Source organism: Aminobacter sp. UC22_36, assembly GCF_044056035.1.
In the GTDB taxonomy this organism is placed as follows: domain Bacteria; phylum Pseudomonadota; class Alphaproteobacteria; order Rhizobiales; family Rhizobiaceae; genus Aminobacter.
This window is the reverse complement of the sequence record NZ_CP171996.1, coordinates 2,722,311-2,735,626: the sequence shown is the minus strand read 5'-3', so window position 1 is coordinate 2,735,626 and position 13,316 is coordinate 2,722,311. Positions and strand designations below refer to the sequence as shown.

14 protein-coding genes are annotated in these 13,316 nt (G+C 61.0%); 6 read left to right on the top strand and 8 right to left on the bottom strand.

What is annotated here, in order from left to right; genetic code table 11:
• Positions 1 to 87: 87 nt before the first annotated feature.
• The 3 genes from ACHMW7_RS16760 to ACHMW7_RS16750 are packed head-to-tail and all read left to right on the top strand — an operon-like array spanning position 88 to position 2,529.
• Positions 88 to 552, top strand: a complete 465-nt coding sequence (locus ACHMW7_RS16760; RefSeq protein WP_395446751.1) for a RidA family protein — start codon at positions 88 to 90, stop codon at positions 550 to 552.
• A gap of 7 nt (positions 553 to 559) precedes the next feature.
• Positions 560 to 1,288 carry a glycerophosphodiester phosphodiesterase gene (locus ACHMW7_RS16755; protein WP_395446750.1) on the top strand — a complete coding sequence of 243 codons (729 nt, stop codon included), beginning with the start codon at positions 560 to 562 and terminating at the stop codon, positions 1,286 to 1,288.
• A gap of 38 nt (positions 1,289 to 1,326) precedes the next feature.
• Positions 1,327 to 2,529: a GNAT family N-acetyltransferase gene (locus ACHMW7_RS16750; RefSeq protein WP_395446749.1), complete on the top strand. Its 1,203-nt coding sequence runs from the start codon at positions 1,327 to 1,329 to the stop codon at positions 2,527 to 2,529.
• A 3-nt stretch (positions 2,530 to 2,532) separates the two neighbouring features.
• Here ACHMW7_RS16750 and ACHMW7_RS16745 read toward each other — a convergent pair whose 3' ends face one another.
• Positions 2,533 to 2,862: a DMT family transporter gene (locus tag ACHMW7_RS16745; RefSeq protein ID WP_395446748.1), complete on the bottom strand. Its 330-nt coding sequence runs from the start codon at positions 2,860 to 2,862 to the stop codon at positions 2,533 to 2,535.
• Between the two features lie 88 nt (positions 2,863 to 2,950).
• Between ACHMW7_RS16745 and ACHMW7_RS16740 the strand changes: the two genes are divergently transcribed.
• On the top strand, positions 2,951 to 3,385 hold the full coding sequence (locus ACHMW7_RS16740; protein ID WP_395446747.1) for an HIT family protein: 435 nt from the start codon (positions 2,951 to 2,953) through the stop codon (positions 3,383 to 3,385).
• Between the two features lie 24 nt (positions 3,386 to 3,409).
• Here the strand turns inward: ACHMW7_RS16740 and ACHMW7_RS16735 are convergent, their stop codons facing one another.
• The 4 genes from ACHMW7_RS16735 to ACHMW7_RS16720 form a co-directional block, all read right to left on the bottom strand.
• On the bottom strand, positions 3,410 to 4,366 hold the full coding sequence (locus ACHMW7_RS16735; RefSeq protein WP_395446746.1) for a phosphatase PAP2 family protein: 957 nt from the start codon (positions 4,364 to 4,366) through the stop codon (positions 3,410 to 3,412).
• 45 nt (positions 4,367 to 4,411) lie between these two features.
• Positions 4,412 to 5,365, bottom strand: coding sequence for a phosphatase PAP2 family protein (locus ACHMW7_RS16730; protein WP_395446745.1), 954 nt, complete (start codon positions 5,363 to 5,365; stop codon positions 4,412 to 4,414).
• Between the two features lie 126 nt (positions 5,366 to 5,491).
• The gene (locus ACHMW7_RS16725; protein WP_395446744.1) at positions 5,492 to 5,839 is read right to left on the bottom strand and encodes an AzlD domain-containing protein; all 348 of its coding nucleotides are present in this window, start codon (positions 5,837 to 5,839) and stop codon (positions 5,492 to 5,494) included.
• Positions 5,836 to 6,558 carry an AzlC family ABC transporter permease gene (locus ACHMW7_RS16720; protein WP_395446743.1) on the bottom strand — a complete coding sequence of 241 codons (723 nt, stop codon included), beginning with the start codon at positions 6,556 to 6,558 and terminating at the stop codon, positions 5,836 to 5,838. Before ACHMW7_RS16720 ends, ACHMW7_RS16725 begins: the two co-directional genes overlap by 4 nt.
• A 219-nt stretch (positions 6,559 to 6,777) precedes the next feature.
• On the opposite strand from ACHMW7_RS16720, the gene ACHMW7_RS16715 reads away from it, so the two are divergent.
• Positions 6,778 to 8,028, top strand: coding sequence for a diguanylate cyclase (locus tag ACHMW7_RS16715; RefSeq protein WP_395446742.1), 1,251 nt, complete (start codon positions 6,778 to 6,780; stop codon positions 8,026 to 8,028).
• A 65-nt stretch (positions 8,029 to 8,093) separates the two neighbouring features.
• On the opposite strand, the gene clpA is transcribed toward ACHMW7_RS16715, so the two are convergent.
• From clpA to ACHMW7_RS16700, 3 genes are all read right to left on the bottom strand, one after another.
• Positions 8,094 to 10,565 (bottom strand): ATP-dependent Clp protease ATP-binding subunit ClpA, encoded by a 2,472-nt coding sequence (clpA, locus tag ACHMW7_RS16710; RefSeq protein ID WP_395446741.1) that lies wholly within the window; start codon positions 10,563 to 10,565, stop codon positions 8,094 to 8,096.
• 8 nt (positions 10,566 to 10,573) lie between these two features.
• On the bottom strand, positions 10,574 to 10,903 hold the full coding sequence (gene clpS / locus ACHMW7_RS16705) for an ATP-dependent Clp protease adapter ClpS (protein ID WP_184767885.1): 330 nt from the start codon (positions 10,901 to 10,903) through the stop codon (positions 10,574 to 10,576).
• Between the two features lie 273 nt (positions 10,904 to 11,176).
• Positions 11,177 to 11,506 (bottom strand): phasin family protein, encoded by a 330-nt coding sequence (locus tag ACHMW7_RS16700; RefSeq protein ID WP_109576093.1) that lies wholly within the window; start codon positions 11,504 to 11,506, stop codon positions 11,177 to 11,179.
• Positions 11,507 to 11,835: 329 nt separating this feature from the next.
• On the opposite strand from ACHMW7_RS16700, the gene ACHMW7_RS16695 reads away from it, so the two are divergent.
• Positions 11,836 to 13,275, top strand: coding sequence for an SPOR domain-containing protein (locus tag ACHMW7_RS16695; RefSeq protein WP_395446740.1), 1,440 nt, complete (start codon positions 11,836 to 11,838; stop codon positions 13,273 to 13,275).
• Positions 13,276 to 13,316 lie beyond the last annotated feature (41 nt).

Sequence of the window (13,316 nt, the reverse complement as noted above, 5' to 3'; positions counted from 1 at the left end):
AAAAAAAGTCGTGGCGGAAGCGAGGCAAACATAGCAGTTTCGACGCGGCCTCACCTGCCACCCGAGACTCAGAGATAAGGAAAGACGATGGGCGAAACAATCGAAAAGCGGCTAAGCGTTCTTGGCGTCACCCTGCCCGCAGCCGCAGCCCCTGCCGCCAACTACGTGCCGTTCATGGCATCGGGCAACCTCGTCTTCACCGCCGGCCAGTTGCCGCTCAAGGATGGCAAGCTTACCGCCACCGGCCTGCTTGGCCGCGATGTCGACGTTGCAGGCGGCAAGGAAGCGGCAATGCAGTGCGCCGTCAACATCCTCGCGCAGGCAAAGGCTGCGCTTGGCGACCTCGAAAAGATCCGCCGCATCGTCAAGATCAGCGTCTTTGTCGCCTCGTCGTCCGATTTCACTGAGCAGCACCTCGTCGCCAACGGCGCCTCCGACTTCCTGGTCGCGGCACTGGGCGAACGCGGCAAGCATGCGCGCTCGGCCGTCGGCGTTGCCTCGCTGCCGCTGAACGCCGCTGTCGAGATCGAAGCCATCATCGAACACGATTGACCAGCCCATGACCGACCTTTCCTGGCTGACCGCCCGCCCCATCGCCCATCGCGGCCTGCACGACCTCAACAAGCAATGCTGGGAAAACACGCTGTCGGCCTTTGAGCGGGCAGCGGCGCGCGGCTACGCCATCGAGTGCGACGTGCATCTGACCGCCAACGGCGACGTCGCCGTGTTTCATGACGACGTCCTCAACCGGCTGACCGGCACGGATGGCTTCATCTGGCAGCGTACGACACGCGAGCTTGCGGCCCTTCGTGTCGGCGGCACCGCCGATCACGTGCCGACCCTTGCCGAAATGCTCAAGCTGGTCGATGGACGCGTACCGCTGGTCATCGAGCTGAAGGGCATTCCCGGACATGACGGCGAATTGGTCGAACGAGTTGCCGCCGCCTTGCGCAACTACAAGGGCAAGGCCGCAATCATGTCCTTCGATCACTGGCTGATCCGCGACTTCTCCCGCCACGCGCCAGGCATTCCGGCCGGACTGACCGCGTGGGGCGATCTGGATCACGAGCTCGAAGCACATTTTTCGATGCTGGCGCACGGCATCTCGTTTGTGTCCTACTCCGTCACACACCTGCCGAACAGGTTTGTCAGCTTTGTGCGCGACAAGCTCGCCATGCCCGTCATCACCTGGACGGTGCGCGACCAGGACGCCGTGCGGACGACCTTCGCACAGGCCGACCAGATGACATTCGAGGGCTTCGATCCTGACGCGCTGGCGGTAGCCTGACCCTTGCAACGGCCGTTATCGAGCGTAAGTAACAACGCATGAGCAATGCGAGCGATGTCGGGGCGACGAGTGCGGATGGCGGTTATGCCGTCCGCGTCGTCTCAAGCATCAGCGAGTTCGGCCGCGACGACTGGAACAGGCTGTCGGGCACGTCCAGAACTTTAGAGTCGGTCTACAACCCGTTTGTTTCATTTGATTTTCTAAGCATTCTTGAGGAATCCGGCTGCGCCGTGCGCAAGACCGGCTGGCAAGGCCACCATCTCCGTCTGGAAAAGGCCGACGGCAGCTTTCTCGGTGCCCTTGCCTGCTACGCCAAGTCACACAGCCAGGGCGAATATGTCTTCGACCATGGCTGGGCCGACGCTTTCGAGCGCGCCGGCGGACGATACTATCCCAAGCTCCAGGCCTCCATACCGTTCACGCCGGCGACCGGCCCTCGTCTGCTGGCGGTCCCGGGCGCTGCTGCCCCAACGACCAAGGCCGCGCTGGCAACGGCGCTGCGCAGCGTCGCCGAGGGCGTGGGCGTGTCGTCGGCGCATGTCACCTTCGCCGAACCGGATGAGGTCGACATCCTCGAGACGACCGGCTTTCTGCGGCGGACCGACCAGCAGTTTCATTTCATCAACGATGGATTTGCCTGCTACGACGATTTCCTGGCGACCCTTGCATCACGCAAGCGCAAAGCGCTGAAGAAAGAACGGCGCGAGGCGCTGGCGGAAGGTATTTCGATCGAACGCCTGACCGGCAAGGACATCACCGAGGCGCACTGGGACGATTTCTTCGCCTTCTACATGGACACCGGCGGCCGCAAATGGGGCAGGCCCTACCTCAACCGCACGTTTTTCTCGCTGATCGGCGAGCGCATGGCCGACGACGTGCTGCTGGTCATGGCCAAGCGTGGCGGGCGCTACATCGCCGGGGCGATCAACTTCATCGGATCCGACACGCTCTACGGCCGCAACTGGGGCTGCATCGAGGACCACCCCTTCCTGCATTTCGAGGTCTGCTATCACCAGGCCATCGACTTCGCCATTGAACGCAAGCTCAGGGTCGTCGAGGCCGGAGCGCAGGGCGAACACAAGCTGGCCCGCGGCTACCGCCCGGTCGCCACACAATCCGCACACTACATCGTCCATCCGGGGCTCCGGCGGGCGATTGCCGAATATCTGGAGCGCGAGCGGCAGGAAGTTTCGCAGATCAGCGAATACCTCGAGGAGCACGGGCCGTTCCGGCGTGGCTGACGCTCAATGGACGATCGACTTCGAAAACAGGTTGATCACCATGACGCCGGCCATGATCAGACCGATGCCGAAAAGCGCGGGCAGATCGAGCGTCTGGCGGAACCAGATCCAGGCGATACCAGTGATGAAGACGATGCCGGCGCCGCACCACATGCCATAAACGATACCGACCGGCACCTGCCGCAGAACCAGCGACAGGAAGTAGAAGGCGCAGGCATAGCCAGCCAGCGCGATGACCGACGGCCACAGCCGCGTAAAACCATTGGTTTCCTTTAGGGCGGAGGTTGCGACAACCTCGAAGGCCACCGCCACGATCAGATAGATGTGGTTCAACTCAGCTCCTTGCGGCCTTCCGCGGCTTGACGTCCCGCCCGCCAGCGCCGAAACATCCACCACGAAATCGCAGCAAACGGGATAGGCCATGTCGAGCGCCGCTTACGATCCAAACAACATCTTCGCCAAGATCCTGCGCGGCGAGATCCCCTCGCATCGTGTCTACGAAGACGATGCCGTGGTGGCGTTCATGGATGTGATGCCGCAAAGCACTGGGCACACGCTCGTGGTGCCCAAGTCGCCGTCACGCAATCTGCTCGATGCCGAGCCCGAAACGTTCGGCCGACTTTTCGCGGCCGTCCAGAAGGTGGCGCGGGCCGCCCAGAAGGCCTTTGACGCCGACGGCATCGTGATTTCGCAGTTCAACGAAGGCGCGGCCGGCCAGACGGTTTTCCATCTCCATGTTCACATCGTGCCACGCTTCGAGGGCATCGCACCGAAAGGCCATGCGGCTGTCATGGAGCAACCAGAGGTGCTGGCCGCCAATGCGGAGAAGATCAGGACGGTGCTAGCAGGGGCGTGAGAATGCACGTTCCAGCCGTTCAACCTATCGGGCTCCAACGGCATAATCTCGATGGGTCACAGCCATTGCTGCCTTGCGATGCGCACTGCGCTCATAAGCGTCAAAGGCCGCCAAGCTGAGGCACCAGGCCGTAGCTCCGATCAACACACCGGCAAAGACATCGACAAGATTATGCCCGCCGTGAATGAGAATCGCCGGTGCGAGGAACGCGTTCAGCACGAGCAAGGCGATACGAAAGGCACGGTAGGGCCAAACGGCCATCAGCGAGATCAGCCCCATCACCGTGTGAAACGACGGGAACCCGATGAGTCCCGTCACCTGCAGGGCGGTAATATCGTGCACCCCATCGGCATAGAGACGATAGAGCATGGCGCCGTATTCTGAATTGACCACCGGACGGACAATTGCGTCGATCTCCGGATCGAGCTGCCAGTAGGCCGATGCGCCCCCTGAGGGAAACAGCGCCCAGCAAAATATCACGACCAAGGCCGAGACAACGACTGCCAACGCACCAGCGTGCAGGCGCCTGCGGTCGAGCGACATTCCGAGCAGCACGAAAGCCAGAAAGAGCTGAGCCAACGTCAACAGATAGACCGTGCGCAGCACGGCATTCAGCAACGGGAAATTTGCGACCCAGGCACAAAGCGCTGGCCACGAATAGCCAAGCCAAGCATCGATTTGGACCAAGACGAAATCAATGGGAGCTGTCGGGCGCGGTAGCAGCAGCAGATTGAACAGAGCGCAGAAGACCGAAAAAACGAGAAACAAAGCAATCGCGTGCATGGTGAGCGCGATACGTTCACTGTCGCGCCAGCGACGGTAAATTTGGCCAATCCCGATAAACAACGCGGCAACGCCGACCGACGTCAGGAAAAAATCCGAAGAGACGTTGATGTCCTTCCACCAGATCAGGAACGCGTCGCTGACGATCAACGCACCAGTAATCATCAAGATAAGGCGTTCGATAGGGTGAAATGCCATTCTCAAGCTCTCCAAGCGAAGCAAGCTTAGAGGCGCGCCGTTAAATCAACGTGAAGCCTGCCTACCTAGGCCTGCAACCGCCATCGACCCTGCCGCAGCCATCGTCCAGGCGACAGGTGCGACGATGATGCCTGCCAAAGCGTCTACAAGATGATGACCGCCATCAATTGGCGTCGACAAAATGACGGCAAGGTTCAGTGCCAACACCGGCCAGAACCAGATCCTGACCCTCCAGAAAGCCATCACGATCAACGCCGACAGCGTGCAGTGATACGACGGGAATGCTATGAGCCCATGGGGTTGCTCAAGTGAAATCCAGCGTGACGCGCCGTCGCGAATGTCAAAAAACGCCTGCTTGTATGCGAGATCGACGATTGGCTGATTCATAGCCATGAAGTCGGCGGGCGGCCGGATGGTCCCGAGAGCCCCGGCCGCGGGCAAGAGCGCTGACACCAAAATGCACAACAGCGCACCGAGCATGACTGCAGTCACGAAATGCTGAACTCGTCCGGCTCGACCCAGCAAGCCAAGCACGAGTATGGTCAATGCGACCTGTGACAGGGAGGTGACATAGACCAGTGACGACAGCTGACCAAGCCAGGGCCTGGCATTGACGAACTCGACATAGGCGCGCCAATCAAAACCAAGTGCGGCGTCGAATGCCATCAGCCTGTCGTCGATCAGCGGCATATCTACCGAAGTCATCAAGATGCTGAGCACGGCGGCAGCGGCAGAAAATGCCAACAACAGAGCTGTCTCGGCGCACAAGACGTGGAAGCGCTCGATAGGGCGCTTTGCACGATAGAACCAGGAAACGATTGCCAAGGCAGATGTGGCGGCAACCACCTTGCCCGCGCTTGCAAAGTCAAATTCAAAGCTGGTTGAAGCGATCCATGCGGCATCGATCGTGATCATTGCGACGACGAGCGCCACTTTTACGGCCAGCAAGGCGTCGATTCCTTGACTGAGTGCAGTCCTTGTCGCTTGGATTTCAGCCATTGCGGGTCCCCCAACCCCTTGGGGACCTTAGGCCTCGGCAATTAAGCGGTTGTGAATTTGATGTACTGAATTTCGAGCAACCTCACGACCAAGCTGCCGCGTCGCCAGCCTGCTCGCATTCCCGGCTCATTCAAACCACAGCCCAGCCAACAAGATCAGCTCGGCCGCGACGATGCCGACAAGTATCTTCCGCCCAAGGCAAAGGTAGGCGAGAAAGCCGCCAGCGGCGGCGGCGAGGCGCAAGGCAAGTGCCGTGTCGGCGAGCGCGCCACTCGGGAACACGATCAGATTGCCGATGACAGCGGCAACGAGCGCCGTCGCCAGGGCGCGGACCAGCACCAAAAGGTCGGAATCCTCGGAGATCCGGTCGCCAAGATAGACGCCGAGAAAACGCCAGGCATCGGTGGCGAGCCAGCCACCGACGAGGATGAACAGGAATGGCCACCACCAGGCGTCGATCGCATCGAAGGTCATGCTGGTGCCTTTCGGCGCGACAGGCGGTGAAATGCGAAGGCAACGCCGCCGCCAATGAGCCCGGCGCCAAGCAGATCGAAGCCGGGCACGACGAGATGGAGCAGCGGGCCAAGGATGAGGCCCAGGACCATCGCTACATGCCCTGCCCGCTCGCGCGCCGAGCCCCACAGCGAGGTCAGGAAATACATCGGCGTGAGCAGGAAAAGTGCCGCCGAGACCTCTGGCGGCAAGCTGTCGGCGACGAGATAGACGACGGCAGTTACGCCCATATTGAACAGCACAAGCGTCGAGCCGAGCCCGGCATAATAGCTGGTGCGCAGCTCGCGCGGGATGCCGCGCAGCCGCTCCATCGCCAGAACCCAGGAGGTGACGGCAACGAAATGCGACAGGAAATAGAGCACCCAGCGCGGCGTCTTCGGCCCGCGCAGTTCGGGCACCAGCGCCACGACCATGGGCGTCAGTCGGATCGACGATAGCGCCACCGCAAACGCCGCTGCAGGCAGCGAGGCGCCCGACAGGATCGCGCCGATGAGCACGACCTTCGCCGGCAACGCCCAGACCATGCCAACCATGAACACGGTCTGCACCAATGTCAGCCCGGCTTCCTTGGCGAGCCCGGCGAAGCCGATGAAAGCGCTGGCCAGGATCAGCCCCGGGATCGAGAAGGCGGCCCGTACGCCGCGCAGATACCACAGGCGGCGCGTCGAAAGGCTCGGCATGAAAGATGTATCGTCAGCGGGCATTGCAAACGCGCATAGCACGGCCTCCCGGCCAAGTCAGTGGGTCCGTCCTTGTGGCGCAATGGACTTGCGCCTTGTGACTGCGACCGACACCATCGCCATGTCATGCCAGCGACCGTAAGAGACGGTATTTTAACGGTTTACGTATTGTGAATGTGTAGGTAGGCCGCTGAATGGGAAGCGAGGAACAGTCACGTCATGACAGGTGCATTGCTGCTGGCCCTGCAGGCGCTCATCTACTTCGTGACCATGGCAGCGGTGTTCCATTCACGCCATAGATTCGGCATCGGCATCTTCGTTTGCGTGCTTGGAGTGATGCACTTCCTCGAGACCTACCTCGCGGCGGTCTTCTTCGTTCAGCTGCCCTTTGGCCTGATCTCGCCCGGCTCGACGGTGATGTTTTCCGGCAAGCTGATGATGTTTCTCCTGCTCTACATCAAGGAGGATGCGGAGACGGTGCGCCAGCCGATCTATGGACTGTTGATCGGCAATTGCCTGATGGTCGCGCTGGCACTGATCCTGCGCCTCTATGGCGACGTTGCGGAAATGCCCGGCTACCAGCCTGACCTGACTTTCCTCGACGACATGGGTGTGCTGATGGTCTGGGGCACGGCCTTGCTGTTCCTCGACAGCATCGCGCTGATCCTGATCTACGAGAAGCTCGGCCAGCGCATCGCCAACACCCTGTTCAAACGCATATTCCTGAGCGCAGCATTGGTGCTTACGTTCGACCAACTGCTGTTTTTCCTCGGCCTTCACCTCGTCTCGGGCGTGCCGATCAGCGCGCTTTATGGCGGCTGGATCGCCAAGATGGCAGCGGCAGCCCTTTATAGCGCCATGCTTGTCATCTATCTCCGCTTTGTCGAAACTAGGCCGGCCTTGTCCGGGCCAGAACCGCTGCTCCAGGTTTTCGACCGGTTGACCTTCCGCCACCGCTACGAGGACCTGCTGCAAAAAGCAGGCAAGGACACGCTGACCGGCACCAGCGACCGCGGCCAGTTCGAGACGGTGGCGCAGTCGCTGATCGACCGATCCCTGGCCGCTGGCAAGCCAGTGAGCATGCTGATGATCGACATCGATCACTTCAAGAACATCAACGACCAATACGGCCATGTGACCGGAGACAAGGTGTTGAAGGACGTCGCGCGATCGCTGGACGGGGCGCTGCGCAGCGGCGACCAGCTGTTCCGCTATGGTGGCGAAGAGTTCGTCGCCGTCTGCCTGGATTTGAGCGCCGGCGATGCGGCCATTCTCGCCGAACGCCTTCGCTCCGCTGTCGCGACCATGACCTTGGCAGAGCCGGGACTGTGCACCACCGTCAGCATCGGCGTAACAACCGCGACAAGCGGACCTATTTCATCCGAACAGATGACCAGGGATGCCGACACCTGGCTTTACCGCGCCAAGCGGCTCGGCAGAAACCGTGTCGAAAGTCCAGTTGTCGCCTAAGGCACTCTTGCTGTCACTTAGGCAAAAAAGAAGCCCCGTTTCCGGGGCTCCTTTGTTTCTTGCGATCAACCCTTGCGGGGAAGTTGCGGAACCAGGCTGCGCTTGCCGCCATCCTTGCCCTTCGGGTCGGACTTTGGCTTTGCCGCCACGACCTTCTTGGCGGCCGGCTTCTTGGCGGCCGTCTTCTTGAGCTTCGGACGATCGGCCGGATCTTCCTTCTTCGGCTTCACCGGCACTTCGTCGGCAAGCGTCTCGAGCTTCAGGCCGGTCTCGCCGGTTTCCTTCTTCTCGACGGTGACACGCACCGTTCCGCCCTTCCTGAGCTTGCCGAACAGCACCTCGTCGGCCAGCGGCTTCTTGATGTGCTCCTGGATGACGCGGCCGAGCGGACGCGCGCCCATGCGCTCGTCGTAACCCTTTTCGGCAAGCCAGGCGATGGCATCCGGCGACAGGTCGAAGGTCACGCCACGCTCGGAAAGCTGCGCTTCCAGCTGCATGACGAACTTCTGCACGACCTGATGCACGACCGGCACCGGCAGCGAGCCGAACGGGATGATGGCATCGAGACGGTTGCGGAACTCCGGTGTGAACAACCGGTTGATCGCCTCGACATCGTCGCCTTCGCGTTTTGTCGATCCGAAACCGATCGCCGCGCGCTGCGCGTCCGACGCGCCCGCATTGGTGGTCATGATCAGAATGACATTGCGGAAGTCGATCTGCTTGCCGTTGTGGTCGGTCAGCTTGCCGTGGTCCATGACCTGCAACAGGATGTTGAACAGGTCGGGATGGGCCTTTTCGACTTCATCGAGCAGCAGCACGCAATGCGGATGCTGGTCGACGCCGTCGGTCAGCAGACCACCCTGGTCGAAGCCGACATAGCCGGGAGGCGCACCGATCAGGCGGCTGACGGTGTGGCGCTCCATGTATTCCGACATGTCGAAGCGGATCAGTTCGACGCCCAGCGACAGGGCCAGCTGTTTTGCCACTTCGGTCTTGCCGACGCCGGTCGGGCCGGAGAACAGGTAAGAGCCGATCGGCTTTTCCGGTTCGCGCAGGCCGGCACGTGCCAGCTTGATCGCCGAGGTAAGGGCCGTGATCGCCGTGTCCTGACCGTAGACGACACGCTGCAGTTCGACCTCGAGGCCGGCCAGCACCTTCTCGTCGTCGGCGGAGACAGTCTTCGGCGGAATGCGCGCCATCGTGGCGATCGTCGCTTCGATCTCCTTGATTCCGATGACCTTCTTGCGCTTGTTTTCGGGCAGCAGCATCTGCGAGGCGCCCGTTTCGTCGATCACGTCGATCGCCTTGTCGGGCAGCTTGCGGTCGTTGATGTAGCGCGCCGAGAGTTCGACCGCGGCCTTGATTGCCTCGTTGGTGAACTTCACCTTGTGGAAGTCCTCATAATAAGGCTTGAGGCCCTTCATGATCTCGATGGCGTCGTCGACCGTCGGTTCGTTGACATCGATCTTCTGGAAACGGCGGACAAGCGCCCTGTCCTTTTCGAAGAACTGGCGGAACTCCTTGTAGGTGGTCGAACCGATGCAGCGGATCGCGCCCGACGACAAGGCCGGCTTGAGCAGGTTGGAGGCGTCCATCGCCCCGCCCGACGTGGCGCCAGCGCCGATCACCGTGTGGATCTCGTCGATGAACAGCACGGCACCTGGATATTCCTCGAGTTCCTTGACGACCTGCTTCAGCCGCTCTTCGAAGTCGCCGCGATAGCGCGTACCGGCAAGCAGCGTGCCCATGTCGAGCGCGAAGATGGTGGCATCCTCGAGCACTTCAGGCACATCGCCTTCGACGATGCGCTTGGCCAGGCCTTCGGCGATCGCCGTCTTGCCTACGCCCGGATCGCCGACATAGAGCGGATTGTTCTTGGAGCGGCGGCACAGCACCTGGATGGTGCGGTTGATCTCGAACTCGCGACCGATCAGCGGGTCGATCTTGCCGGCGCGCGCCTTGACGTTCAGGTTGACGCAATAGGCGGTCAAAGCATCCTGCTGCTTCTTGCCTTTGCCAGTCTCTTCACCCGCCTCGCCATTCGAGCCGTGCTGCTCTTCATCGGCACCGCGCGGTGAACGGGTCTCGGTGGCGCCGGGGCGCTTGGCGATCCCATGCGAGATGTAGTTGACCGCGTCGTAGCGGGTCATCTGCTGCTCCTGCAGGAAATAGGCGGCGTGGCTTTCACGTTCGGCGAAGATCGCGACGAGCACGTTGGCGCCGGACACTTCCTCACGGCCAGACGACTGTACGTAAATCACCGCGCGCTGGATGACGCGCTGGAAGCCGGCAGTCGGCTTGGAATCTTCGTCGTAGCCGGTGACGAGGTTATCGAGTTCGGTATCGATATAGGTCAGCACGGTCTGCTTGAGTTCATCGAGGTCGACGTTGCAGGCACGCATGACGGCGGCCGCCTCATTGTCGTCGATCAGGGCGAGCAGCAGATGTTCGAGGGTTGCATATTCGTGGTGACGCTCGTTGGCGAGCGTCAACGCCTGATGCAGCGCTTTTTCGAGGCCTTGGGAGAAAGCCGGCATTCAATACCTCACTTCTTCTCCATCACGCATTGCAGCGGATGCTGGTTCTGTCTGGCAAAATCCATGACCTGGGACACTTTGGTCTCGGCCACTTCGAAGGTGTAGATCCCGCATTCGCCGACGCCATGATTATGGACATGCAACATGATGCGGGTAGCGGCCTCCTTGTCCTTCTGGAAGAAGCGTTCGAGCACATGCACGACGAACTCCATCGGGGTGTAGTCGTCATTGAGGATGAGCACCCTGTAGAGGCTCGGCCGCTTGGTCTTGGTCTTCGTACGGGTGATGACAGCCGTGCCGCGGCCTGGACCGTTGCCTCCCTCGTCACCGTTCTGCATCCGCGCCACGACTTCGTTCGTGGCTTCCAAGCCGATCGTCAATCTGGTTCTGCCCTTCATCAATTCCGACACTTCGTCATGTAGGTGTCATCGGAGGGATTTTAAGCCCTTCTGACGTGCTGACAATATGGTGACCGGGGCAGCAGGGCCCGAATTGCCATAAACGTGAAGCACTTGTGCAAAAGAAAAACAAAAAACCCGGCTGCGCGGGCGCAACCGGGTCTTATCTGCAGGATCTTTCGATCCAGCCCCCCTAAATCGGGGATCAGTCGATCACTTCGCCTTGGCGACGAGCGACTCAAACGGCTTGTAGGCATCCTTGGCGAGTTCGGCATAAAGCTCGCCGAGCTTGGTCGCCTCGGCGACAAAACCCTCATAGGCCTGCTTGGCATAGTCGGTCTGGATTTCGACAGCCTTTTCGAGCGACTTGACGCCGAGCAGCTTTTCGAAAGTGGCAGCGCCGGTCTCGAAGCTCTTCTTGGTGTAGTCGGTCGTCTCGGTGGCGATCGCCTGGGCGCCCTTGGAGAGCGATGCGAAGCTCTTCAGGCCGGTGTCGACGAATTCCTTGCCGTATTTGCTGAAATCTTCATAGGTCTGGGTCATCGCTACATCCTTTCGGGTTGGGAGCGCTGCGCTATGCGATTGTGCGATGCAGCCTAGATATTGTGCAGCGCACAATTTGTCAACTGACCCCACGTCATTCTGCGCCACCCGAAGCGACGACCTCATTCGTTAAAGTTAGACTCAAGCCCGAGCAAAAGTGTGAACGAGCCGGTTACCATAAACTTATTGGTAACGCTGTGACCCTACTGTGCATCGATACGGGGCAGGAACCTTTGCCGCCCCTCATGCAACAATAATTCAAGGGTGTAACAGTGCGTCAAGCGTTGCCGGGTAAAGTGCTCAAGTCGGCTATCTCCATCAAATCGTTCATGGTTTTCACCCTCGCCGCCGCCATCGGCCTGGTGTCAGCCGCCCCCGTTTCGGCGGCAAAGGACAGTCGCTACGCAGCGATCGTCATCGATGCGAACACCGGCGAGACGCTTCACTCGTCGAGCGCCGATTCCCGGCGCTATCCGGCGTCGCTGACCAAGATGATGACGCTGTACCTGACCTTCGAGGCTCTCTCGAAGGGCCGGATCCAGAAGGATTCCAAGGTCGTCTTCTCCAAGAACGCCGCCGCCGAGCCGCCGACCAAGATCGGCGTCAAGGCAGGTGGTTCGATCAGCGTCGAAGCAGCCATTCTCTCGCTCATCACGCGCTCGGCCAATGATTCGGCGACTGCACTCGGCGAAATGCTCGCCGGTTCGGAAGCCGACTTCGCCCGCATGATGACCGCCAAGGCGCGCAGCCTCGGCATGAAGGGCACGGTATTCCGCAACGCCAATGGCCTGCCCAACACCGCCCAGTTCACCACCGCGCGCGACATGGCCAAGCTTGGCATCGCGCTGCGCGAGCATTTCCCGCAATATTACGGCTACTTCTCGACCCGCTCCTTTGCCTTCGGCCGCCAGCGTATCGCCAACCACAATCGCCTGCTCGGCCGCGTCAAGGGCGTCGACGGCATCAAGACCGGTTACACCCGCGCTTCGGGCTTCAACCTGGTTTCTTCGGTGCAGGACGGCAATCGCCGCATCGTCGCCGTGGTTCTGGGCGGCACCAGCGGCGGAAGCCGCGACAACAAGATGGCCGAACTGATCAAGACCTACATGCCGCAGGCTTCCAAGCGTGGCGGTGGCGACCTGATCGCCAAGAGCGATACCCCGATGCCCGCCACCACCGAGGCCAAGGCTCTGCTGCCCAAGCGCAACGCCCCGACACCTGACATCCGCCCGGAGGCCGATCTGGTTGAGGTCGCCGATGCTTCCGCGGACGAAGCCGTTGAAAGCGTCGAGGAAGTCGTGGCAGCAGCTGACGCGCCTGCGCCGAAGCCGACCATCACCGCTGCAGCGCAGCCCAAGATCGCCATGGCTTCGACCGAACGTTTTGGCGGCAAGATCCCGTTCCAGATTCGCAAGGCCAAGGATCGTGCCCCGAGCGAACCAGCTGCAGTCGAGCAGGCCTATGCCGAACAGCCCGCCCCTGCCGTCCAGGCTCTCGACCAGATGAAGACCGCGTCGGTTCCATCCGGCTGGGCCATTCAGGTCGCTTCCTCGCCGAGCGACGGCGAGGCCCGGGCGATCCTGTCCAAGACCGCCAAGCAGGCACCGACGGTTCTCGCCGATGCCTCCGGCTTCACCGTGCCCTTCGAAAAGGGCGGCGTGACCTACTTCCGTGCCCGCTTTGGCGGTTTCGATTCCAAGGACTCGGCCTGGAATGCCTGCAACGCGCTGAAGAAGAAGAAGATCGCCTGCTACGCCATCGCGCAGTAAGCACTTCGCCAACCTCCTGGAAAAGTTCTGTGTCGAAGGAG

Excerpts from the sequence above, each read along its gene's own strand:
- ACHMW7_RS16760 (WP_395446751.1), top strand. The coding sequence starts at position 88 with ATGGGCGAAACAATCGAAAAGCGGCTAAGCGTTCTTGGCGTCACCCTG.
- ACHMW7_RS16755 (WP_395446750.1), top strand. The coding sequence starts at position 560 with ATGACCGACCTTTCCTGGCTGACCGCCCGCCCCATCGCCCATCGCGGC.
- ACHMW7_RS16750 (WP_395446749.1), top strand. The coding sequence starts at position 1,327 with ATGAGCAATGCGAGCGATGTCGGGGCGACGAGTGCGGATGGCGGTTAT.
- ACHMW7_RS16740 (WP_395446747.1), top strand. The coding sequence starts at position 2,951 with ATGTCGAGCGCCGCTTACGATCCAAACAACATCTTCGCCAAGATCCTG.
- ACHMW7_RS16735 (WP_395446746.1), bottom strand. The coding sequence starts at position 4,366 with ATGGCATTTCACCCTATCGAACGCCTTATCTTGATGATTACTGGTGCG.
- ACHMW7_RS16730 (WP_395446745.1), bottom strand. The coding sequence starts at position 5,365 with ATGGCTGAAATCCAAGCGACAAGGACTGCACTCAGTCAAGGAATCGAC.
- ACHMW7_RS16725 (WP_395446744.1), bottom strand. The coding sequence starts at position 5,839 with ATGACCTTCGATGCGATCGACGCCTGGTGGTGGCCATTCCTGTTCATC.
- ACHMW7_RS16720 (WP_395446743.1), bottom strand. The coding sequence starts at position 6,558 with ATGCCGAGCCTTTCGACGCGCCGCCTGTGGTATCTGCGCGGCGTACGG.
- ACHMW7_RS16715 (WP_395446742.1), top strand. The coding sequence starts at position 6,778 with ATGACAGGTGCATTGCTGCTGGCCCTGCAGGCGCTCATCTACTTCGTG.
- clpA (WP_395446741.1), bottom strand. The coding sequence starts at position 10,565 with ATGCCGGCTTTCTCCCAAGGCCTCGAAAAAGCGCTGCATCAGGCGTTG.
- clpS (WP_184767885.1), bottom strand. The coding sequence starts at position 10,903 with ATGCAGAACGGTGACGAGGGAGGCAACGGTCCAGGCCGCGGCACGGCT.
- ACHMW7_RS16700 (WP_109576093.1), bottom strand. The coding sequence starts at position 11,506 with ATGACCCAGACCTATGAAGATTTCAGCAAATACGGCAAGGAATTCGTC.
- ACHMW7_RS16695 (WP_395446740.1), top strand. The coding sequence starts at position 11,836 with ATGGTTTTCACCCTCGCCGCCGCCATCGGCCTGGTGTCAGCCGCCCCC.